At 72.2% G+C, this 22,135-nt stretch carries 16 protein-coding genes and 6 pseudogenes; 13 read left to right on the top strand and 9 right to left on the bottom strand.

The features are described 5' to 3' along the window. Positions 1 to 66 precede the first annotated feature (66 nt). Complete coding sequence (locus KUM38_RS43505) at positions 67 to 678, bottom strand: hypothetical protein (protein WP_374227029.1); 612 nt, start codon at positions 676 to 678, stop codon at positions 67 to 69. Positions 679 to 827: 149 nt separating this feature from the next. On the opposite strand from KUM38_RS43505, the gene KUM38_RS01755 reads away from it, so the two are divergent. Next, on the top strand, positions 828 to 2,021 hold the full coding sequence (locus KUM38_RS01755) for a trypsin-like serine protease (RefSeq protein ID WP_217127467.1): 1,194 nt from the start codon (positions 828 to 830) through the stop codon (positions 2,019 to 2,021). A gap of 141 nt (positions 2,022 to 2,162) precedes the next feature. Here the strand turns inward: KUM38_RS01755 and KUM38_RS01760 are convergent. Continuing rightward, a pseudogene (locus KUM38_RS01760) lies at positions 2,163 to 2,329 on the bottom strand (restriction endonuclease); the annotation flags it as partial. A gap of 202 nt (positions 2,330 to 2,531) precedes the next feature. Here KUM38_RS01760 and KUM38_RS01765 point away from each other — a divergent pair. Continuing rightward, positions 2,532 to 3,115, top strand: a pseudogene (locus KUM38_RS01765) (IS6 family transposase). Positions 3,116 to 3,186: 71 nt separating this feature from the next. Then, positions 3,187 to 3,498 (top strand): annotated as a pseudogene (locus tag KUM38_RS01770) (IS110 family transposase); the annotation flags it as partial. 52 nt (positions 3,499 to 3,550) lie between these two features. On the opposite strand, the gene KUM38_RS01775 reads toward KUM38_RS01770, so the two are convergent. The 3 genes and pseudogenes from KUM38_RS01775 to KUM38_RS01785 all read right to left on the bottom strand — a co-directional run bounded on the left by KUM38_RS01775 (position 3,551) and on the right by KUM38_RS01785 (position 5,480). Further along, positions 3,551 to 4,078, bottom strand: a complete 528-nt coding sequence (locus KUM38_RS01775; RefSeq protein ID WP_217127468.1) for a DinB family protein — start codon at positions 4,076 to 4,078, stop codon at positions 3,551 to 3,553. 139 nt (positions 4,079 to 4,217) lie between these two features. Beyond that, positions 4,218 to 4,532 (bottom strand): annotated as a pseudogene (locus KUM38_RS01780) (transposase); the annotation flags it as partial. Further along, positions 4,533 to 5,480 carry a hypothetical protein gene (locus KUM38_RS01785; RefSeq protein ID WP_217127469.1) on the bottom strand — a complete coding sequence of 316 codons (948 nt, stop codon included), beginning with the start codon at positions 5,478 to 5,480 and terminating at the stop codon, positions 4,533 to 4,535. 225 nt (positions 5,481 to 5,705) lie between these two features. On the opposite strand from KUM38_RS01785, the gene KUM38_RS01790 reads away from it, so the two are divergent. From KUM38_RS01790 to KUM38_RS01805, 4 genes and pseudogenes are all read left to right on the top strand, one after another. Beyond that, positions 5,706 to 7,946: a helix-turn-helix transcriptional regulator gene (locus KUM38_RS01790; protein WP_217127470.1), complete on the top strand. Its 2,241-nt coding sequence runs from the start codon at positions 5,706 to 5,708 to the stop codon at positions 7,944 to 7,946. Positions 7,947 to 7,958: 12 nt separating this feature from the next. Beyond that, entirely contained in the window at positions 7,959 to 8,516 is a 558-nt protein-coding gene (locus KUM38_RS01795) for an XRE family transcriptional regulator (RefSeq protein ID WP_217127471.1), read from the top strand. A gap of 270 nt (positions 8,517 to 8,786) precedes the next feature. Continuing rightward, a pseudogene (locus KUM38_RS43510) lies at positions 8,787 to 8,891 on the top strand (zinc ribbon domain-containing protein); the annotation flags it as partial. Positions 8,892 to 9,133: 242 nt separating this feature from the next. Continuing rightward, on the top strand, positions 9,134 to 10,075 hold the full coding sequence (locus tag KUM38_RS01805; protein ID WP_217127472.1) for a DUF2071 domain-containing protein: 942 nt from the start codon (positions 9,134 to 9,136) through the stop codon (positions 10,073 to 10,075). A gap of 153 nt (positions 10,076 to 10,228) precedes the next feature. Here the strand turns inward: KUM38_RS01805 and KUM38_RS01810 are convergent, their stop codons facing one another. From KUM38_RS01810 to KUM38_RS01825, 4 genes and pseudogenes are all read right to left on the bottom strand, one after another. Beyond that, positions 10,229 to 11,005, bottom strand: a complete 777-nt coding sequence (locus tag KUM38_RS01810) for an NAD(P)H-binding protein (protein WP_308408880.1) — start codon at positions 11,003 to 11,005, stop codon at positions 10,229 to 10,231. A gap of 1,007 nt (positions 11,006 to 12,012) precedes the next feature. Further along, complete coding sequence (locus KUM38_RS01815; RefSeq protein ID WP_302181156.1) at positions 12,013 to 12,264, bottom strand: BTAD domain-containing putative transcriptional regulator; 252 nt, start codon at positions 12,262 to 12,264, stop codon at positions 12,013 to 12,015. A 592-nt stretch (positions 12,265 to 12,856) separates the two neighbouring features. Continuing rightward, positions 12,857 to 14,107 (bottom strand): annotated as a pseudogene (locus KUM38_RS01820) (amino acid permease). A 23-nt stretch (positions 14,108 to 14,130) separates the two neighbouring features. Continuing rightward, the gene (locus KUM38_RS01825; RefSeq protein ID WP_217127474.1) at positions 14,131 to 14,772 is read right to left on the bottom strand and encodes a LuxR family transcriptional regulator; all 642 of its coding nucleotides are present in this window, start codon (positions 14,770 to 14,772) and stop codon (positions 14,131 to 14,133) included. 241 nt (positions 14,773 to 15,013) lie between these two features. Here KUM38_RS01825 and KUM38_RS01830 point away from each other — a divergent pair, with 241 nt between their 5' ends. The 6 genes from KUM38_RS01830 (at position 15,014) to KUM38_RS01855 (ending at position 21,881) form a co-directional block, all read left to right on the top strand. Next, on the top strand, positions 15,014 to 15,517 hold the full coding sequence (locus tag KUM38_RS01830; protein WP_217127475.1) for a hypothetical protein: 504 nt from the start codon (positions 15,014 to 15,016) through the stop codon (positions 15,515 to 15,517). Next, complete coding sequence (locus tag KUM38_RS01835) at positions 15,514 to 15,825, top strand: hypothetical protein (RefSeq protein ID WP_217127476.1); 312 nt, start codon at positions 15,514 to 15,516, stop codon at positions 15,823 to 15,825. Before KUM38_RS01830 ends, KUM38_RS01835 begins: the two co-directional genes overlap by 4 nt. Positions 15,826 to 16,119: 294 nt before the next feature. After that, on the top strand, positions 16,120 to 17,136 hold the full coding sequence (locus KUM38_RS01840) for a type VII secretion system-associated protein (protein ID WP_217127477.1): 1,017 nt from the start codon (positions 16,120 to 16,122) through the stop codon (positions 17,134 to 17,136). Between the two features lie 319 nt (positions 17,137 to 17,455). Beyond that, positions 17,456 to 18,259: a hypothetical protein gene (locus tag KUM38_RS01845; protein WP_217127478.1), complete on the top strand. Its 804-nt coding sequence runs from the start codon at positions 17,456 to 17,458 to the stop codon at positions 18,257 to 18,259. A gap of 233 nt (positions 18,260 to 18,492) precedes the next feature. Continuing rightward, the gene (locus tag KUM38_RS01850) at positions 18,493 to 18,654 is read left to right on the top strand and encodes a hypothetical protein (protein ID WP_217127479.1); all 162 of its coding nucleotides are present in this window, start codon (positions 18,493 to 18,495) and stop codon (positions 18,652 to 18,654) included. Further along, positions 18,651 to 21,881, top strand: a complete 3,231-nt coding sequence (locus KUM38_RS01855) for a hypothetical protein (protein ID WP_217127480.1) — start codon at positions 18,651 to 18,653, stop codon at positions 21,879 to 21,881. The genes KUM38_RS01850 and KUM38_RS01855 overlap by 4 nt, the downstream gene beginning before the upstream one ends. Positions 21,882 to 22,135: the final 254 nt, after the last annotated feature.

Raw genomic sequence — 22,135 nt, forward strand, 5'->3', positions numbered from 1 at the left:
CGGACGACGAGCACTCACACCTCGCCCAACGACCGCCAACGCCAGCAGTCACAAAACCATCCCTAACTACCAACTACATAGATCAGATGCCCTCTTAGAGCGGGTCACCGACGGCTGCCGCCAACCCCGACCATGAACCCGGCCATGGCTGGTCAGTGGAACCTGGCCGGCCGCCCCCGGCGCCACGAGCGTGGCGCAAGTCCAAGGAAGCAGTGCGGCCGTACACCGGGCTCGCCGGGCTCCAGGCTCGTACGGTCCGCCGGTGCGATCGCACGGAGCGGCGGGCAACTCCTGGACCGCGGGCGCGGTTTCGTCATCGGCTGCCGCGATCTCCACTACAGCCGGAGACCGCGAGAAGCCGGGCGAGCCGGGCGCCGCGTGGACGACAGCGGCTGGGTGAAGGTGCCGGCGGGGGCGCCCACTTGGGGTGTCGCGGGCCGAGTGCGGCAGTCCGTCCTTCAGGTGCGCAGGAAGTCGGCATGACGGGCGTGGGGTCCGGCCGTCTTCCGGTCGACGGCAGTGGAGAGCACGCTGCGGTGGAGCCGGGCTCCCTGCCGGTCGCACCGGAGCCGGTACGGCACTCGGTTCGACGGTCCGGTCGGCGTCCAGCCGTGCGTGGACGTCGAGCGGTATGTCTCCACGGAGTCCGTCGAGAAGGTGGCTCTCCCGGCACCGCACCCGGCTGCACGTGCGACTCCGTGTTTCACTTTCGACGCCCGAGTATCTGGTTGGTATTAATCATTTGTAGATCGAATGTAAATCGGGGCCCATGAGGATGCCTGTGCCGTCTGATCACAGACTGCTACGCCAAGAGGAAAGGCATACTCATGAGATACGGCAGAACCAGCCTGTGGGCTGCGGGTTCGGCCCTGGCCGCGGCGATGGCGCTCGTCGGCACCCTCGCCCCGGGCGCCAGCGCCGAGCAGCAGCGCGACGGTAACAGCGAGAAGAGCGTCCCGATCTCACAGGTTGTCGGCGCCGACAACCTGCGGAAGATGAACGAGCAGCGACCCCTCGTCGCCGCTGCGAGCATCCTGGCCAAGGCCCAGGAGCGGGGCCACTACGAGGGCTACACGGGCATCGGCCTTCAGGAAGACCACGTCACCCTGTGGTGGAAGGGCGACCTGCCCGAGCCCGTACAGCGGGCCGCGGAGCGGGCCCGCAGAACCGCCCCCGTGCACATCGTTGCCGCGGACCACTCGCTGGCCGAACTCAAGGACGCCTCCGAGCTGTTACAAGCCCGGCTGGAGAAGGACCCCTCGCTCGGCCACAGCGTCAAGATCCCCACTGACGGCAGCGGACTGGTCCTGGCACAGGACACCACCCGCGCAGCACGCACCGCCTCCGTCGCGCAGGACCACAGCACGGTCGACCGGATCGCCGGCGTGTCCGTGAAGACGATCAGCGAGGAGCCTCTCCAGGAACGCTCGCGTGTGAACGACGGTGCGCCGTGGTCGGGCGGAGCACAGATAAACTTCAATGGCGGGGCGTGCACGGCCGGGTTCGGTGTGCGTGACGCAAGCGCGACCTACCTGCTCACCGCTGAGCACTGCGGTCGGAGCGGCAATCGGTTCACCAACCCGCAGGGCACCTACATCGGCACCTCCACCAAGTCCAGTGACGCCCATGACGTGATGCTCATCCCCACGAACTCCGACAACTTCATGTACACCGGGGGACCCGACAGCGACGCGGGCGTGCGGGTCGACGGCTGGGACCACGTCTTCCCGGGTGAGTACCTGTGCCAGTCCGGAATCACCAGCGCACGGGCCACGGGCGGCCCGGTCTGCAACATGAAGGTCCTCTTCTTCTACAACGACTCCGAAGACCTGGTGGAGGCGGAGCAGATGGACGGCCGGGAGGCGGCCCGCAGCGGTGACAGCGGCGGCCCGATTTACACCGCCTCGGCCGCCGGCGGCGCGATCGCCAAGGGCACGGTGACCCGTAGTGCGGGGGCGCGCCTGGGCTTCCAGGACTTCTACACGGCCACGCGGGACTTCGGCATCTGGATCAACAGGTAGATCCGTCCTCGCGGCCCGTGCCAGGGCCCGCCCGGCGTCCTCGGCGGCCGTGAAGGCCGGGAGGACGCCGGCTTCCGTCGCGGCGGCCTCGGCGAGCCGCAGCGCGGACTGGTGGTGGGAGCCGAGGCGGGACGGCTGTCAGTGCGGCAGTTCCTGTCCCCGCACCAGCGGCAGGGTGTCGGCGAGCCGGACCGCTGGTGGGCCAGGCGCCGCCGGACGGGGCCGGGGACGCCCGGCAGCCGCAGCAGCCGCTCGCCGGCGGCGCGCAGGATGCGATTCTCGGCGGTGTCAGCGGTGTACGCGTCGTAGCCGTACACCAACGCGGCGGCGGCCGAGGAGGAGTTGCACTCGATGCCCCGGGCCGCCACCCAGCGCGCCCCGGGGCCGGCCGGGGCGTCCACGAGCGCGCCGCTCGCCCGCAGTTCCGCCCGGAACCGGCGTGCGGGCGCTGTCACGTTGGCTGACCGGGTGGGATGATCTTCTGGTTGGTCGTGCTGGGAGGGGTCGTCCGTGGGCAGCGCACCGCCGTCGTACAAGGGGCACCGGTGCCCGGTCGAGGTGATCGCGCACTGCGTGTGGCTGTACTTCCGTTTCCCGCTCAGCTTCCGCGAGGTCGAGGACTGGACGAGGTCTTCATCAGGGTCAACGGCGAGCAGCGGTACCTGTGGCGGGCCGTCGACCAGGACGGCAACGTGCTCGACATCTTGGTCCAGAACCGGCGGGACACCGCTGGGGCCAAGCGCTTCTTCCGTAAACTACTCAAGAAGACTTGCTCGGTGCTGCAGGTGGTGGTCACCGACAAGCTCCGTTCCTACGACGCGGCCCACCGCGAGGTCATGCCCTCCGTTGAGCACCGCTCGCACAAGGGCCTGAACAACCGGGCCGAGAACAGTCATCAGCCCACCCGGCAGCGTGAACGCGCGATGAAAGGCTTCCGCAGTACCGGTGGGGCCCAACGGTTCCTGGCTGCCTTCAGCGGCATCTCACCGCACTTCCGGCCCCGCCGCCACCTGATGACCGCTCCCGGCTACCGAGCTGGGATGGCCATCCGCTGTGCGATCTGGGACCAGGCCACCGGCGCCGCCGGGGCCTGAACACCGGCCCGAAGCCCGGTCCCCGCCACATGCCTCACCCGCTGTCAGAGAACCACTCAATAACGTGACAGCGCCCGCTGAAGTCCTACGCTGGCTCCGCACCGATTACCCGCGCCTCCGGCAGGAAACGCTTCGTCGGCCGCCGGTTCGTCAAGAACAACCGCCTCATCAACGCCGGCTTCCTCTGGGCCTTCGCCGCCCTCACCGCCTCACCGGGAGCGAACGCGCACTACCGACGCCGACGCGAGCACGGAGACTGGCATGCCGCCGCACAACGGCACTTGCTGAACCGCTTCCTCGGCCAGCTCCACCACTGCCTCAAGACCCGACAGCAGTTCGACGAACAGCACGCCTTCGCACCGCTCGTTCAAGCTGCCGCGTGACCTGGAGTTCAGCCAGAGGTTCCTGGTCACCTTCTGACCGTGAGAGCACACCTCATGCGCCAGTAGATCCGTCGATCTGCTCGCGGATGAGGTCGGCATGGCCGTTATGACGTGCGTACTCCTCGATCATGTGCACCATGATCCAGCGCAGGGAGACTCCCTGATCGCCGACATGACCTGCTTCCTGTTCAGACAGGTGGCCGGAGTCGTCCAGTCCTGCGTCAGCGATCAGCTCACGGCCGCGGGAGACCTCGGCTTGCCACGCGGCCACCGCCTCGTCGAACCCTCGTTCAGGCTGGAGGGCAAAACCATCGTGGTTGCTCTCCTCGAAGACCGGCGGCACGTCCTGACCTGCGAACACACGCTGGAACCAGTTGCGTTCCACCTCAGCCATGTGCTGCACGAGTCCCAGCAGCGTCATCGACGAGGGTGACGCCGCAGCAAGCCGTAATTGATCATCTTTCAGGCCCGAGCACTTCACGGCGAGAGTCGCACGGTGAAAGTCCAACCAAGCTTCCAGCATGGTCTGCTCGTCGGCGTGCGCGGGAGGGATCGGCCGTCCGTCCGGTGTCGTATTCATGAGCACACCCTGGCAGCAGCAGCCGTACCTCACACCTGTCTTCGCTGGCGACGAACACACGTCTTGCCTCTCCCAGCTCATGGCTCACAAGCTGACTCCACCGAGGGGGCAGCTTGACTTCTTAGCCCCTTGAGATGTCTTTGAGAGCCCGGACGTGCGATCCGTCCACGGAACAATCGTCCAGGTCCAGCAGGTCGGCGCGGCGAAGCTCGGTCAGCAGGGCGGTATGCAGGCGTGGCCAGACGCCGGCCTTGGTCCAGTTCCTCAGTCGGCGCCAGGCTGTCACACCGGAGCAGCCCACGGTCTCTGCGGGGACGTCCCGCCAGGCGACACCGGTCCGCAGCACGTACATGACGCCAGAGAGGGCCGCACGGTTTGACCGTGCGGCCCTCGCGCTTTCCAGCTCGTGGCCGGGGAACCAGGCCGGCCGTCTGCTTGTCGCGTGTGGTGCCGGTCAGTCGCCGGTCTCGTGGGGGAGACCGTCGTCCAGGACGATGCGGATGGTCTCGCCTTGTCCGGCGATGTCGGTGAGTTCGGCCGCGATGCGGTTGTAGGTGGTCATGGCCAGCGCCCAGTCGCCCTGCAGCGGGGTGGCGGTGGAGCGGGTGTTCCACAGCTCGATCAGCAGGGCGATGAGCGAGCGGCCGGACAGGACGGTGCGGACGCGGCCTTCCTTGAAGTCCTCGACCGAGGGCGGGGTGCGGAAGTGGCTGTGGTCGACGGCCAGGGCGGCGAGCCACTCCCAGGTGTCGCGGTGCGCGATCAGTTCGGCGGAGGCCACACCGGCGGCCTTCAGCAGCAGGACGCCGTGGGCGATGCGTGGGTCATCCGTGCCGGCGAAGGCCTGGGGCGTGACAGCGGAGGGCTGGCCGGCGGAGGTGCCCGTGCCCTGGTAGGCGGCCTCGACGGCGTTCTTCAGCGCGAGGTCCTGATCCTCGCTCCCTGCCTCCGGCTGCGGCTGCGGCTGGTGCTCGGTGTTCTCCATGGTTCCCCCCTGGGTTTCGGTGTCGGACGAGACGGGCGGATGAGCTTCGGCAGAGGCGGGCGAGTCGTAGCCGGCCTCCGCCTCGAGCTTGGGTGGCTGCGCAGTCCCCCCGGAATGCGCCTGCGTGTCCTCGCCGGACTTGCCGCCTGCCTTCTCGGGCGGTGCGAAGGAACGCAGGACGTCGGCAAGGTCCAGGAGCTGCCGGAGTTCGCCCCTCGTCTCGTTCAGGTCGCTGATCATCCGGTCCTGGCGTCGCCGGACCTCCCGGTTCTCCTCGCGCAGTCCGGTGACGCCCGCCTGGATCTGTTCCAGGATCTTCAGGCGGCTCTGCGTGAGGTCACCGTGCAGTGCGGTCAGCCCGACAGTCGGATCGTCGAGACGGTCAAGCTGCTTGCGTATGGCCTCCAGTTCGTTCATCGCGTCACCGAACGCGTCTTTCCACCCCACGTGACCCCCTGATTACTCAGTGCATGCGACCGCCCATATCTCCCCCCACGGGCCCGGCGTGATGCGATCGTTTCCAGCCCTTCCCTGGCCGGGCTGCCCCCCATGCCACGAAACGCCATTCGTACGCGATCCGTACGGTAGAAGTACGTGACTTTTACGGTTCATGGGGTAGGGTGTGGGGCCGGGAGGTGTTCCATGTCCGAGTTGTTCGACGCGGTCGACGCGCTGGTCGCGTCCCGCTCTCCGCTGCCGCCGGCGGAGGAGCGCAAGCGGCTGAGGGTCGCGCACGGTCTGACGCTGGACGAGGTGGCCGGCGCGCTGCAGGTGCGGCGGGCCACGGTGTCCGGCTGGGAGTCGGTGAAGAAGCCGACCGAGCCGCGCGGCCCGGAACGCGAGGCGTACGCGCGGCTGCTGCGGAAGCTCGCGGAGCTCTACCCCACCCCGGAGGAGCCGGCCGCCCCGGTGCCCGCCACGTTCACCGGGGCCTCCGACCCGGCGGAAGCGCGGACTCTGTCCACAGGCCAGGCGTCCGAGGCTGTGGCCATGACTGAAACCGAGAACACCCAGCCCTCTGCCCCCGCTCCCGCGGCTGCTGCTCCGGTGGCCGCGCCGCGTCCGGCGCACACCACCAGGCCGACGTCGTCGACGTCGCGTCGTCCCGGCGTGAAGAAGGCGGCCCCGGCCGGCACCCCGGCGGGCGGCACCGACCCGCGGTTCGAGAACGGCCCGCTCGCGGTCGTCGACGTCGACGACGACGGGCAGGTACTGGCGTACTGCAGCGGCGGCCTGGTCCTGGACGTGCCCGTCAAGTCCCTCCCGGCCCTGATCGACTGGACGCTGCGCGAGGCCAAGCTCGGGCAGCCGAAGCTTGTCGGGCCCGGCAAGGACGCCGACCCGCTGATCGTCCTCACCGAGGCCGCCCTCGAGCGCTACGGCCTCCCCGTCACCCTCACGGAGGAGGAGCGCCTCGCCGGGCGCCTGCCGGAGGGCCACAAGGTCATCAAGCAGCTCGCGCGCGCGGAGTGGAAGCTGACCAAGCGCGGCTTCGGGCCGTGGGCGAGGATCTACCGCCCCGCCACCGGCTCGGAGCGGACCTGCGTGCAGTTGTGCATCCCGTCGTGGCACGCGCTGGACATCCGGCACTGGGGCCACGCCGCGCAGCTCCCGCCGGCCGAACTCGCCCGCGTCCTGGGCGTGTACGCCTCCCGTGTGATGACGCCTCGCGGATCCACCGCCGTCACCGGCCTGGAGCTGATGACCGCCTTGCACCCTGCGACCCGCGCCTCCGAGCCGGACGCCGACGGCAAGCGGCACTCCGAGCACAACCCCGGCAGCCTGGGCAAGGACCCGGTCGACCCGGCGCCCTGCGAGGCCCCCGACGGCCACCCGGTCCTCAAGGACCTGCCCCGCTTCCACATGCGCGGCCCCGACGAGAAGCTGTTCGAGGAGGCGTACGACTGGGCACGGCCGATGACCGACGCCGAGTGCACCCTGCGGCACCTGGTCGGCATCGACGTCAACATGGCCTTCGCCGCCGGAGCGAACGGCTTGAACGTCGGCCTCGGTGAGGCGACGCACGTCAAGGCCCCGGCGTTCGACCCGAAGCTGCCCGGCTCGTGGCTGGTCGACCTGAGCCACGTCGACCTGTCGCGGGTGAAGGTCGGCAAGGAGTGGGTGAAGCTGGACGGCAGCCTGCTGCCTTCCCCGTTCACGCCGAAGGGCGAGCGTCCCGAGGGGCCGGCCTGGTACGCGACGCCCACCGTCGCCTACGCCCAGGAGCTCGGCTACGAGGTGCGCCCGATCGAGGCGTGGGTCCGGTACGAGAACGGCCGCTATCTGGACGGCTGGTACAACCGGCTCCGTGACGCCTACCTCGCCACGATGGCCGACCTCGGCGTCGACGCCGACCTCAACCCGGCCGACTTCCTCGCCGCGATGGACGGCCACAAGGAGCGAGACCCCGAGCTGGCCATCGTCGTCTCGGCGATCAAGGCGACGGTCAAGGGCGGCCTGGGCAAGCTGCGCGAGCGTCCCCGCGGCGAAGGGTGGCGGCCGGGTGAGCCGTGGCGGGCCCTGTCCCGCCCGACGTGGCGGCCGGACATCCGCGCGGCGGTCATCTCCCGCACCCGGATCAACCTGCACCGCAAGATCGTCAAGCACGCGGCGTTCACCGGGCAGTACCCCATCGCGATCCTGTCCGACTGCGTCGTCTACGCCGCCAACGGCGAGAGCCCGCTGGACTTCCTGCCCTACCGGGACGGCAAACCGCTGCCCGGCGGCTTCAAGCTCGGCATCAACCCCGGCCTGGTCAAGCACGAGGGCACCCAGACCGTCCTGTGGGGTGAGGAGGTCCGCGACCGGTTCGACGCGCCGGAGCTCAACCTCGCCCGCTACATCAAGGACGGCACCGTCACCGACGTCGACAACGGAGAGTAGGAGAAGGCCACGATGAGCCTGTTCGGGGACGGCCTGGACGCCGCGGTGCAAAAATCCTTCACCCGCCCGGTACCCAAGAGCGCACCCGCCCAGATGCGCTATCTGGTCAAGCAGCTCAAGGGCACCCGCGCGGTCGCCCAGATGCTGCGGATCTCCCAGCGCACCGTCGAGCGGTACGTGAAGGACCAGATCAAGAAGCCCCGCCCGGACCTCGCCGCGCGCATGGAGCGCGAGGTGAAGAAGCGGTGGCAGCCGCAGATCCGGGCGAAGGCGCGGGCGAAGGCGGCGAGCACGGGCGGCATCGTTATCGACACCCGCGCCCGCATGGGCTACACCGCGCCGATCGGGTCGACCGACCAGGACCGCATCCGGCATCTGACCGTCGCCCTGCCGCCCGTCTACGCCGCCCGTCTCTTCGAGGCCCAGGAGCAGGGTGCCGGCGACGCCCGGCTTCAGGAGATCGCGGCCGAAGCGCTCAAGGAGGTGTACTTCCAGGACGGCGGCCGCCGCGCCGGCAGCCTGGAGGAGGTCCGGTTCACGGACATCGAGCACCTCGAGTTCGACCTGTAGCAGCACGTCCCGAACAGCCGTGAGGCCCGGACCGTTGAGCCGAAGCACGAGAGTGGCGACCCAGGCACCTTGTCGTCATCGGGGCGGCCGGGCACAGCGCTTCGGTCGGTCACCGGTGCCCCGTCGCGCTGAGGCCGTCGGGCTCTCGTCGCGTTGTCTGCCGGGCGAGGCTGTAGGGCGGCGGGGGTCGCTCCAACCTACGGTGCTGTCCGGTGTGGCGACAAGCGATATGAACCGTTCCGGGTTCGGTAGGACTCCGGACCCGGAACGATTCAGGTCTGCTCGGCCTGCGGATCCAGAGACGGCCCGAAGCCTCTCCACGTCCGTGAGCGGGCGTGCGACGAGTGCGGCACGGTGCACGACCGCGACCACAACGCAGCCCGCGATGTCCTCTTCGAAGGACGCCGTACCGTCGCCGCCGGACGGGCGGAGACGCCAAGCACCTGTGGAGCGCCGGTAAGACGGGCACACGTGCCCGCACAGCGCGGTGAAGCAGGAAGCCCCTGGAAGGGTCGGACGACCCAGGCCGGAATCCTGGTCATCGTGCACCCGGACACGGGGGGGCGCGGTGTCGGGGTACCGGTAAACGGGCTCACTGCGATGGTCATACTTTCTTTATGCTCGCACTCCTCGCCGTACTCGGCCTGGTCCTGTCGGCCGGCTCAGCGACTTGGGCCGCCGAGCACGCGCTGCGCCGTACTCGTCAGCAGACCAGGTACGGACGGTACGCGCCATGGACCCACCCACGAGGCCGGCTCGCCGCGCCGCTGAACTGGGTGGCCAACAGCAGACTGCTACGGGCTCTGAGCGAGCGCATTCCACCGGTGACCTTCGTCAGCGACATCACCGACGTCGTCTACGTCAACTACGTAGTGGATGCTCACCGCATCGCGCCACTGGTCCCTCCCGGCCTGGAATTGCAGCGCATAGGCGAGGCCGGTGACCAGGCGATGCTGACTTTCCTGAGCTACCGCCACGGGCACCTGGGGCCGACGCTGCTCGGCCGGTGGCGGCGGCTGCTGCCCTCGCCGCTGCAGAGCAACTGGCGTGTGTACGTGCACCACCGTCGCACAGACACCATGGGCGTCTACTTCCTGAGCACCGCCATCGATCGCACGTTCCATGCTCTTGGCGCCCGGCTGGCTGCCGAGGCGCTGCCCATGCACGTTCTCGAACGGGCGTCGCTGGTCACTGCGGAGGGCGGCCGGATCGACCTGCTTCTGGATCCGGGGCGCGGCACCGCTCCGGACGCTGAGGCCCATCTCCACCCGTTGCCCGAATGGCCGGCGGACGGGCCTTGGCGCCACGCGTTCTCCGATTACGAACAGATGCTGACCTACTGCGTCCCTCAGGACCATGCGCTGTCGGTGCAGCCGTGGTATGGGCGGGTAACCCGGCAGGAGATTTCCCTGGGCATCCCTCTCGAAGCCTGTAAGGCGCTCACCGGACCGGTCGTCTCCACCGCGGCCAGTGCCCTTGTCGGCGATGCCGAACCTTTCGCTTTCCTCGTGCCGCTCGTGAAGTTCCGCTTTGAGACAGAAGGACACGACCCGATCTGACACCAGGTGACAGCCGCCATCGATCTGCCCACCGACCGCGTCCACCACCGACTGCCCACCGCCCTCGTGGCCCCGCCGACCTCGCTCGGCCTGGCCCGCATCACACCGGCAACGGTCCGGTACGACGACAAGACGCCCTTCCCCCAACCACCGCTAAGGTGCGCCGATGCGGGTCATGGCCTTTCGCGGGTGCCGCTTGAGCCAGTCCTCGTAGCAGGTGGATGCGGTGGTCGCCATGTCGTCGCCGGTGAGGACGGCGTCGGGGATGCCGGCGAACAGGCCTGCGTTCTCGTCCGTGACGACGCGACGGCCGTCCGGTCGGGCGGCCAGTGTGATCTCGCCGAGCCGGTTGAGCCGGTGGATCTCGGGGCCCGCGACCTGGCGGACCCCGTACAACGGCTCCTCCTCGACCGCGGTCGCGATCGCGGCGGCGACGTCGACAGCGGCGATCGGGCGCAGTTGGGTGGAGGGCAGGTGCACCCGCCCCTCCCTGGTGGAGAGCCCCATGATCGGAGCGATGAACTCGAAGAACTGTGCGGTACGCACGATGGTGTAGGGCAGCCCGCTGTCCCGTAGGACCCTCTCCTGAGCGGACTTGGCCCGGAAGTAGCCGTTCTCGGGCAGTTGGTCGACGCCGATGAGGGAGAGCATGACGTAGTGCTGCACGCCTGTCCGCTGCGCGGCCGCCATCAGGTTCCGCGCCGACCGGGTGAAGAAGTCCAAGGATGCTCTCGCCTCGAAGGACGGGGAACTGAACGCGTCCACGACCACGTCCGCGCCCTTCAGGATCTGCGCCACTCCTCGTCCGGTAAGAGTGTCGACACCAGTGACGGGAGCAGCCGACACGGCATTGCGACCGCTGCTTCTGAGCATGCCGACCACCTGCCAGCGAATCAGCCCCGTACCACCGACCACCACGACCTTCATCATTTTCTCCGTGTTGTCTGGCCTTCAGGACGGTTCCGGCCCGGTCGTGACCAGTCGTCCTGGTCGGGGCATTGCCGGATCATGGTCCGAGCGTCCGTCTCGGGTTCAAGCGTCCGTCTCGGGTTCAGCGGTCTGCGGACGGTGCGCCGCCTTCCCCTTCACGGACAACGGTCCTTCACGGTGTCGCCCGGTTACGGCAACCCGTTGTGCCGAACGGTGAAAGGGCCGGGCCGGTTCATCGGTGTCGCTCACATTCGGTGGACGTCACGGGAACGGCGGTGACGTGAGGCGATCCGACGAGGACGGCCCGGCGGATCCTGGGGATGCCCGGGTTTCACGAGCCGTGGCTGGAGCGGCCGGAGGGGGCGCTTCAACGGGCTGGTCCAGAACGCGATACGGCCTCCCGGCGTGACGCGGCCGGGAGGCCCTCCAGCGATTCCCTCACCGGCCCTGCCGGCCGGGCTCATGGGGCGCTTCGAACGGGTCCCATGCGCGGACGTGCCCGACGCCTTGGAGGCGAAACCCCGTTGAAGCGGGGCGTCCCCTGGCCAGGTCCTGGTGGGGAAACCTTCAGTCGCTTCAGTCGCTGTTCTGAGTGTGATGCTGCGTCTGAACTGCTGTTTCCCGCGTCGGCTCGGCAGCGACCGAACACGGTCCGGTCGCTGCCCCGGTCGCGGAACCGCCGCCGACGCCCCGGGAGAGCTCATCGACGCAGCGTCGGGTTGCTCCGTATGGGCTCCGCGATCCCACGGCCCGCGTTCACCGGGCCATGCCCGCCGTTGAGTCGCTCCGGTCGCTGACAGGGCGTGCACATGCCTGCTGAGCTGCCTTTCCCGCAGCGGCCCGCCGGGCCCCGCCCCGGGCCTTCGGGCACCGGACGTGCTGATGAAGCCGCTCGGGGCCTGTGCCGACGCCGCGCCGCCCGGCTTTCTGGCGGCCCGCCGGACTTCGCCGTGCTCGGGCCCGCCGGGTGGGGTGCCGGCCGGAGGCGAGTGACCTGCCCCGAGCGCTCACCCCTGCTGCGCCCAGGTGTGCCGCAGCAGCGCCAGGTGGATCCGTTGCAGTTCGGGCCCGGGACTGGTACCGAGGGCGTCGGCGAGGAGGTGGCGGATCATCTCGTAGCGGCCCAGGGCCTCAGCCGAACGGCCGGCGGCACACAGGGCCCTGAGCAGGGTCACCCAGGCCGTCTCCCGGAAAGGGCTGTCCGCGACCGGTTGCTCCGCGGCCATGACCGCCTGCACGGGACGGCCCTCAGCGAGCAGGAGACGGGCCCGGCCCGGTCAGTGCCGCCCGTAGCCGGCAGACGTGAGCGTGGATCGATGACGCCGCCGAGACGGGAGGCCTGCCCGCCCGGAGGAGTTCCGCCAGGCGGCTCACACTCACCGGGCGGGTCTGCTCCAGCAGCAGGCACAGCAGTGACGCACGGCGTTGCGGGGGCCCAGGTCGACCGGCCCCGAAGCGCTTTCGACCGTGCACGGACCGAGTATCCGGAAGAACAGCTCAGGGGTCCGGCGGGGTTCTCGACCCCGGGCGGTGGCGGACGGACCTCTGTCGGACACACCGGCCGCGGGATTTCTCATCGCTCCTCCAGTTCCTCGGGTCGTCCCCCGGGCACTGCCGGATTCCACCCGGCGGAGACGCCGTTCGGGCCGGCGTGATGTGGACGGACGGGACACCGGGCGAGGGCCGGCGGCGCCTTGTCGCCGGTTCTCGTCCCCTCCCTCGCGTACGGCGTCCACCGGAAGTCGGGGCCCGTGTACTGGTCCGCGGTGGGAGGAGGACGCCGGCTTCGCGTCTCGGAGGAGGCCGGGGAGCCCGGCGTCCTCGACGGCCGCACCGCTTCTTCGAGAGGTGTCAGCGGTGTTGTCCGCCGGCGGAGGCGACCCGGCGACGTACCGCGTACCAGCCGCCGATCAGTGCGGCGACGAGCAGCGTCAGACAGGCGACGGTGGTCCGGGAGACCCCGCCGTCGCACCACATGAGCACCAGGACGGAGGCGAGGAAGACGAGGGTGACCACCTGCGTGTACGGGGCGCCGGGCAGCCGGTAGCCGGGCCGCCGGACGCGCCCGGCGCGGGAGGCCCGCCAGAACAACAGCGAGCAGAGCATGATCATGCCCTAGGTGCCGAGCACTCCGACGGACGCGAAGTTCAGTACCAGTTCGAACGCCTCGCCCGGCATCACGTGGTTGAGCACCACTCCCAGGGCCCCGAACCCGGCGGTGAGCAGGATGCCGCCGTACGGTACGCCGCCCCTGTTCATGAGCCCGGTGCACTTCGATGCCGATCCGGACAGGGACATCGACCGCAGGATGCGTCCGGTGGAGTACAGGCCGGAGTTGAGACTGGACAGGGCAGCGGTGAGCACCACCAGGTTCATGACGTCGGCCGCCCCGGGGGCGCCGAGCCGGCCGAAGACGGTGGCGAACACGACTCCCTGGACGACCATCAGCGTGGGCACCAGGCCGTGCGGGAACAGGCCCCCGTTCTCGGTGACGGTGGCCGGCCCCGGCACGTGACCGCCGACGTCCTGCCCGGCGACGACGAGGACGATGCCGACCGCCCTGAAGACCACGAGTGCGGCCACCTTGACGATGGCGAACCAGAACTCCGTCTCGCCGGAGTACCGTACCGGGATGAGGTCGGCGCCCAGCACCACGGCCAGTGCGACCAGGGCGAGCAGCCACTGCGGGACATCGGTGAACAGCGACCGGAAGTGCGCGTGGGTGGCGGCCGCGGTGATGTCCGCCGTCGCCGTCGCCGTCGTCGCCCAGTTCAGGAAGTACGGCCAGCCCGCCGTGCGGGCGCTCTTCTCTCCTGTGAACTCCCGGGCGTGGGAGACGAAGGCACCGGAGGAGGGCCGGTGCGGGACCAGTTCGCCCAGGATCCGCACCACGAGGAAGGCGACGACGCCGCAGACCGCGTACGCGAGGAACGGCGACGGTCCCGCGTCGGCCGGCCGGCCTCCGGCGCCGAGGAACAGGCCGGTGCCGATGGCCCCTCCGATGGCGATCATGTTGATGTGGCGGGCGGCGAGATCCTTGCGGTAACCGGTGTCGCCGGCGTCCACGTGCCGGTGCTTCGGCGCCGTGTCGGGCCCCGGGATCCTGCCCGCGCCGCGCGACGGCCTCACAGGTAACCGGCGCGCATGGCGTAGGCCACGGCATGGGCGCGGTTGCGCAGACCCAGGCGCTTCATCAGCGCGTGCAGGTCCCGCTTGATCGTGCGCTCGGAGTAGCCGAGCCGGTCGGCGATCTCCCCGGTCTCGTCACCGTCCGCCGCCCTGCGCAGGATGCTCACCTCCCGGGGGGTGAGTGCCGCCGGGAGGGGCGACCGCCCCGGTGCACCAGGGCGCATACCGCCCACCTGGTCCATCAGCGCCCTGACCAGATCGGCCGGTATGTCTCCTTCCCCGCGGGCCACGGCGGTGACGGCCCGTACCAGCCGGGGCCCGGTCGCCTCGTGCCGCCACACCACCGCCCCGATCCCCCCGGCGATGATGTCCGGCAGGCCCGACTGCCGCAGCCGGCCCGTCACCAGCACCGCGCGCAGGCCCTTGGCGAGAGTGGTGGCGCACCACTGCGTCACCATCTCGTCGTCCGCGGAATCGGCCACCAGCAGGGACACCGTGTCGGGCCGGAAGCTGCCATCGACCAACACGACCGCCCGCTGGTCGCCCAGCTGGACTCGGACCCCCGCGTCGGACAGCGGGTCCGACGCGTGCAGCAGGACCGGGATCGGGGACTTGCCGCCGAAGGCGCTGGAAGGCATGGTCGGGCATCTCCCTGGTGGTGCGTGGCGTTGCGGATGCTGGGGGGCACTGTGGGCGGCATCGGCCGGTGCTTGCGGCAGGACGTCCGTCCCACGCGGCATTCCCCGGGACCCGCCAGGTGCGCCGGTACGGCCGGTACCGCCGTGCCTCCTCATCCGGCTGTACGACGGTCGCCGGGACGCGGTTCATCACCGCCTCCCGCACTGCCGGTACCGCTCGCCGCGGTCGGCGAGGCGCGCGGTGGCGGCGGCCCGGTGCCACCCGCCGTCCTCCTGTGCGGGGCTCACCGACCGTCCTGTTCCGGCGACTGCCGTCCCCCGCTGCGAACTCGCCCGCGACGAGCAGATCAAGCTTCGGGTCCTGGCCGCCCTCGGCCGTGACGGCGTATGGGTCAAGCACGGTCACCACAGCGAGGTCAACGTGGTACAGGCCGCCACGGTCAATCACTACTGGGACACCCTCGTCCAGTGGGTCAACGACGGTTCGGCCGAGTCCGTACCCCGGGAACCCGGAACGTTCGGTCCGGGGGCCGATCCCTTGGGTGAGGCCGCCGACCCGGTCGAGGCCGTTCTGATGCTGCTGCGCGGTACCGGACCTGAGCTCTTCGAAGAGGCCTCCGGTCCCGGAACCGGTATCGAGCCGGTGCCGTCGGACGCTGGATCCGTCTGTTCCTGGGCGGCCCGGCAACCGGCCGACTCCGATCGGCTCGACGATCTCCTCACAACCGGGCAGGGGAACCGGTGACCCTGGAAGAGCTCGACATGGTCGGCGCGAGAACGGTCGACGCGCAGACCCAGGTGGCCCTGGGCGGTACTCTGCGCGTGGGGATCGATGTTCATCTCACACCCGTGCAGTGGTATCCCCTGTGGGCGCGCCGGGATCCCGCCGCCCGGACTCCGGCGCTCGAGCTGCCGGCACGGAGATCGGGCTTGCGTGTCCACCTCGCGGGTGCCGACGGCACAGCCGGACGCTTCCTCGGCCCGGACGGCGTCCCGACGATCCTGCCGACCACCAGGAGCGGGCGCTGCACCGCAACCTTCCCCGCACCGTGACGCCGGCCGTGTCCGGCCGGCGCTGATGAACCGATTGACACCGGTGAACGTGGGAAACGGTGCGAGGGGCTCCTCACGAGAAGGGCGCCGAAGACGCCGCGTCTTTCCGTCCCGTTCCACCGAGTACGGGACCGGTGTCGAAGCCCGTCCCATGCCTACCGCCTTTTCCGAGCCGTGGCCCGTGCTCCGGGTAACGGCCCCTCTCGCCGGGCGGCCGCATCGGCCGGTACCACGGGCCGTCCGTCTGGCCGAGCCCGCCCCTTTGTGTATCCATCCACCGAGTTGAGGACGACGATGAGCGAGAACACCACCGGCGGGCCCAGGGCCTCCGACGCCGCCTCGGAGACCGAGAACATCGTGCCGGCGGACACGGCGCGGGGGACCGCCGAGGAGGTATCAGCGGCAGCCGCCGCCCCGGGGCCCGCCGCCGCGCGGACCGGCGGAACCGGGGACGGCACCGCCGACGGTACGGACGACGTCGGCGAAGGCACCGGCGGCGACGGCTCGCCGGACACCGCGCAGGGGCCGGACCTCGGGGACATCCCGGTCCCGGACGAGATCCGGGAGGCCGGCCGGCTGGCGCCCGACCACTGGTTCGGCATGGTCGATCCCACCTGGTCGGGCGAGGGGGAGCCGCCCGAGTGGGCGATCGTCGGCCGGTGGCGCTCCGGTGAGGACGGCGAGATCGCCGAATGGCAGGACAACCCCGACTACCAGCCCTCCCCGCGTGCCCTGGACTGGCCCGAGCCGGAGGACGACGTCGACCGGGCGGTGCAGCTCGCCGCCACCGGCTACGGACCGGGCGAGGCGGTGCCCAAGGCCCTGCTCGACCACGAGGTCGCGGTGCTGACCGGCCCCGGGGGCGAACCGCTCACCGCCGCCACCCCCGACGGCAACGCGGTGATCCCGGTCTTCACCTCGCCCGTCTTCCTGCACACCTGCGGCCGTTTCGGCTACGAGCTGCAGCGGGTCGACGAGAACCTGCTGGACAGGATCCCGGACGGCCACCAGATCTACGTCAATCCCTCCGGCCCGGTCAGCATGACGGTGGAGCCCAGCGCGGTACGCGAGGCGCTGGACGCCCTCTACGCCTCGGAGCCGGCCCTGCCGCCCGCGCCGGAACCGGTGGCCACCACCAGCTCCGAGCGGCCCGGACTGTCGGTGAAGGGCGTGCGCATCGTGCACGGCGCCGAAGAGCCGGATGCGGAGGGTACTGAGGGATCGGAGGGCTCGACCGACGCGGGTTCCTCCGTCTCCGGCGACGGCGCGGCGGGCGCCGACGGCGGCGGAACGGACCCGGAGGAGCGCTGACGGCGAGGCGGCCGAGAGTGCCCGGCGCCTGAACCGGGCGGTCCTTCGCCACACCGGCCACGGCGGCCGGGCCGGGCATACGCCCAGGTACCGTCCGGCCACCGTGGTGTTCCACCGCACCGTCGTGATCCCACGCGGGGTCACCGGCCGTTCGCGCCGGTCCCCACGCGACCATGAAGGGCGCCCGTGCCGGTCCCCGCGTCGAGGGCGACGTACGCCTGCTGGTCCCCGCCGAACTGACGGTGCCGGCGGACCGCACGGCGGGGAGGGCGACGCGGCCGGGCCGCACGGCGGGGGCCACGGCGAGGGGGACGGCCCCGTGGAGGCGCTGCTGGCGGCGCCGGCCCGCGCCGAGCCGGCGCTGCCGACCGTCGAAGCGGCCCGGGCGCTCGGCGTGGACCCGGCCGCGCCCGTTCCGCCGGACGCCGGGGCGCTGCGGGTGTGGGCCGGCGGAGTGATCGCCGACGCGGACGTGCCGGCCGGGGCGGAGCCGCTCCCGGACGGCCACCTGGTGACTCTCGACGAACTCCGGGCGGCGGGTGTGCCGTTCGACGGAAGTGTGGTGGTCCAGGCCGCCCTGACGGGCGGGAGTGTGACGGTCGGCACCGATGTCCCGCTGACCACCGCGCAGCGGTACTGGCTGCGGGTGCACCGGCAGGACGGTCCGGCCGGTGAGACGGTGGCGGACCTGGTCGGCCGCCTGCTCGGCTGCCGGGTCGTACTCGCCGGACCCGGAGGATCCGGCCCGCGTGCGCTGGGGAGCGCGTCCGGCCCCACGGTGCTGCCGACCCCGGACGGCGACCGCTGGCGGGCGGTGGTGGTACGGAACGTGGAGGCGGTCGCGACCAGCCCGTTTCCCGCGCCCGGGCCGCGTGCCGCCTCCGGGCCGCCGCCCGCGCTCACCGCAACCCCCCACGCCCGCCGGGATCCCGTCCCCGGCCCGCGCCGCGATTCCGGCGCCCGCCACGACCCCGTACCGGGCCCCCGTCCGGACGGCGGCCCCCGCGCCATGACCCCGCTCCGGTGGTGTTTCCCCGGCGTGTGCTCCGCGCCGGGGAAACACCACCGGAGCGGTGAACCGATCCGCTTCCGCCGTCGTAGACGGGATGGGCGGTACTCGTGAGCGGCGTGGTGCCGCCCCGACGGCGGCCCGAAAAGCCAGGGGTGGCGCCGGGCCGCCGAATTCCCCGGAGTCCGAGTCGTGCCTTCCGTCCATGCCGGTCCCTCTGTCCTCCGCCCGCCCGCGCCGGTGCCCGGTACGCCACCGGGACGCAGGCGGCGCTCCGGGGCGGGGCGCCGGGCGCCGGGACGGTGCGTGCGGGACCTGCCGGGCCGGTCGAGGACTGTGAGGAGACGATGAGCGAGCAGACCACGGGCGAGCGGACCGTGCCCGGCCCGGAGCCCGTCGCGGCTCCGGCCGCGGACGGGACGCACGGCGGCGCCGGGCCCGTCGTGGGAACCGCCCGGCCGTGCCGTGCCGCGGCCGCCGGCCCCCGCGCGAGGAGGAGCAACGCGTGAGCCGGTGGGCCTCCCTCTTCTCCCGGCGCGGCGGCGTCGCTCCGGTGCACAACGCCCCTCACGGCCGGGCCGGGCGGCCCACCGGCCCCGCTCCGCTCGAGGAGGTCGACGGCGTGGTGCTGCTGCGCTCGGCCGACGACGGCTTCCCGTCCCTGGCCGATGCGGCGGAGGTGGCCCTGGCCGTCGGCGGCGAGGACACGGTCACCGTGCTGGTCGGCGCGCCCGCGGAAGGCGGGGACACCGCCGCGCACTGGGCGCGACTCGGCGATGTCCTGGACACCCTGCGGGACCGGGGCACCGACCGGGTGCGGCTGGTGCTCTCCGGCGCCGGCCACGACCGTACTGACCGGCCCTGCCTGGCCCGGCGGATCGCCGACGCCTGGGAGCTGGAGGTGATCGCCCCGGACGGGGCCGTGCTCATCACCCCCGGCGGAACGCTCTTCGTGCAGCAGCCGTCCGCACCCGCCGGAGGCTGGTGGCATTTCGGCCCCGGCACCGCGCCCCGGCCGCTGGGCCGCCGAACCCCCGTACCGGACTGGCAGAACGCGTTGCGCCGGGTGCCCGCCCGTACCTCCGGCGGCTGTGTGATCCACCAGATTCCCGCCGGGGTGGTGATCCGTCCCGCGGAGGCGCCCACCCCCGGCACCGACGACCTGAGTTTCGCCGTTCCCGTCCACCCCGAGCGCCCTCTGATCCTGGTCGGCGCGCCCGACGCGGAGGACGTGGCCGCCGAGGAGGTCGCCACGGTGCTCGCCGCGCTGCCCGCCGAGTACCGTTCCCGGGTCCGGCTGGCCCCCGGCGGGCGCCGCGACCTGCTGCGGCTCACCCAGTCGATCGCCGACATGCTCGCCGGTGAGGTGGAGGTGCTCACCGGAATCCCGCTGCTCACCGCTGACCTCGAGGCCCCGGGCGTGGTCCGGGCCAACCTGATCAGCCGCGAAGGGGAACGGACCTGGCAGCCGTACGTCACCGCCGTGGTCTGCGGCCCGGCCGGCGCCGACGGCCGCCCGCCGATGCCCCGCCCGGTGTCCGTCCGCCCCCCGCTGGTCGCGATGCCCGGCGGCCGGCCGGACTTCGCCCCGCTCACCGACGGCTGGGGTGTCGCGGTCACCCGGGCCGGTCTCGCGGTCGTCCTCCTCGACGGCCCCCGGCCGCCCGTCGTCACCGTCCCCGTCGACCCGGACACCCTCACTCTCGAGCTCGGTGTCCCCGGGCAGCCGCTGGACGAGTCGCTGCTGCCCGCCCTGACCCGGCTCCTGATCGAGCTCGGTTCCCGGGTCAGGGCGCGGACCACGCTGCTGGTGCGCGGTCGGCTCACCATGAGCGAACGGGCGTTGCGCGACCTGGCCACCGAGTACGGCGTGGCCGGCATCCGCTACGTCACCCACCGCCCACCCGGTCCGCGTACGGGCGGCTTGGCGGGGTCCGCTGCTCCGGCCGCCACCGGGACACCGGCGCAGGCCCCGCCGCCGCCCGCGCGCCCGTCGGGGACGCCGACCGCGTCCGGTACGCGGTCCGTCGCGGCGGCGTCCGGGGAGCGGCCGGTCGTCACAGCCGGAGAACGGCCCGTCCCCGCCCCCGGAGAACGGCCCGTCCCCGCCCCCGGAGAACGGCCGGCCCCCACAGCCGGAGAACTGCCGGTGACAGGGCGGACCACGGTCGGACACCCACGTCCGGTGCCCGCCTCCGCCCCGGCGGAGCGCCGGCATCCCGCCGGCCCGCCCGGACCGGATCCGGCCGTGGGGGACCCGACGTCCTCCGGCCCCCTCGCGGTGCCGCGGTCCGCGGCGGGCGAGCCGCTCGCCGGCGGGTCGCCGCGGCCGGACGGCCCCCTGCCGCACCCCCGGTCCGAGGAGACCGCCCGGGAACGGAGCCTCCCGCCCCGCCCCACTCCACCCGCCCGTCCTTCTGGTCCCGGTGAGGCCGGCCGTCGGGTGGCCGGACCGGACACGGCGCGGCCGGAAGGCGGCCTCCCCCGCCCGGCGCCCGGCCCCGGCACGGCGCGGCCGGAAGGCGGCGCCCCGGACGGCGACGGCCTCCGGGGCGGCCGTGACGTCCGGGCGACGCCATCGGGACGCGGACCGGACCCGTACCCGGACCCGGACCCAAATACGGCCCCCGGTACCCGTTCCGTTCCCCCTGCGGACGACCGGGCCTCGTCGTCCCCCGGCGGCGGTCCGGCCTCCCCCGGTCACACCGCGCCGGGCCCCGTTCCGGCCCGCGCCCCCCGCCGGCCGGACACCGCCGAGCCCGCCTCCGGTGACTCCGGCACGGGCACGCCTCCCGCGTCCACGACACCCGGCACCACCTCGGCCGTCCCCGCCCCGCGCCGGCCGGACACCGCCGAAACCACCGGCGGCCGGAGCGACCCCCCGGCCGCTCCCGGCGCCGCACCCCCAGCCACTCCCGGCGCCGCACCCCCAGCCGCTCCGGGCGGGGCCGCCCCCGCCCGGTTCACCTCCGTGCCCTACCGGCCCGGTCACATCAGTACCGCCGCCGAGCGCGCGGGTTTCCGGGACCTCGCCGCACCCGGGTGGGAACGCCACGGCGCCGCCGTGCTGCGCTGGCTCACCCGGATGCCCGCACTGCGCGGCCAGGAGCTGGAGGAGGCCCGCGCCGACCTGATCGCGCTGCACGTCTACCTCACCGACGAGGACGGCCCGCTGGACCACGCCGCGCTCGTCCGCGACCTGCGGGCCGGGGACGGACGGCTGCCGGGATACGCCGCCTGCCTGGCCTCCGCGCTGCGCCGGCTCCCCTCCCACCGGGGGGTGGCCGTCCGGGGTGCCGGGCCGGACGCCGGTGAGGCGGTGCCCGAGCCCGGCACGCTGCTGCTGGACCCGGCCCCGGTGGGGGCGCTGGCCCTGCCCCGGACCCTGCCGGAGGGCGTCCCGGTGCGGTACGCGATCTGGTCCGTCACCGGCCGCAAGGTACGGCAGTTGCTGGACCGGCCCGCAGCCGCCGGAGCCGCGGACGAGATCGTCTTCGCTCCCGGCAGCGCCTTCCGGGTGCTGGGCACCCGCGCGCCGCACGGTGCGCCGGTGGTCCTGCTGCGGGAGCTGCCCGCGACCTCCGCCGTCTACCAGGACGGCGCGGAGGAGGAACTGAGCGGCCTGGACCGCTCGGCGCTGGACCGGCTGGAGAAGGCCCTCGACGGTGTCCTGCCCGGGGGCGACGGGCCGGGCTGGCCGGCCCGTTGCACCGGACCGGTGGGACACGTGGGATGACACGTCCCGCCGTGCGCGGCCCCCGGGACCCACCCGTACCGGCCGGACAGCACGGCGGCGGCGCGCACCCCCGCGCCGGCGCCCACCGTGTCACCGGGCGGCAGCGGAGAGGTGCCCTGTCCGGTCCGGCCGCGCAGAAGGCCGCCACGGCGGTCACCCGCCGCCTCCGCCCGGATCGTCGGCGCCGGCACCGGCAAGTGCCTCACCGCGGGTCCCCGGGGCCTTTCCCCGTACGCGGGGAGGGACGTCGTACG

Source organism: Streptomyces sp. AC558_RSS880 (assembly GCF_019049255.1).
In the GTDB taxonomy this organism is placed as follows: domain Bacteria; phylum Actinomycetota; class Actinomycetes; order Streptomycetales; family Streptomycetaceae; genus Streptomyces.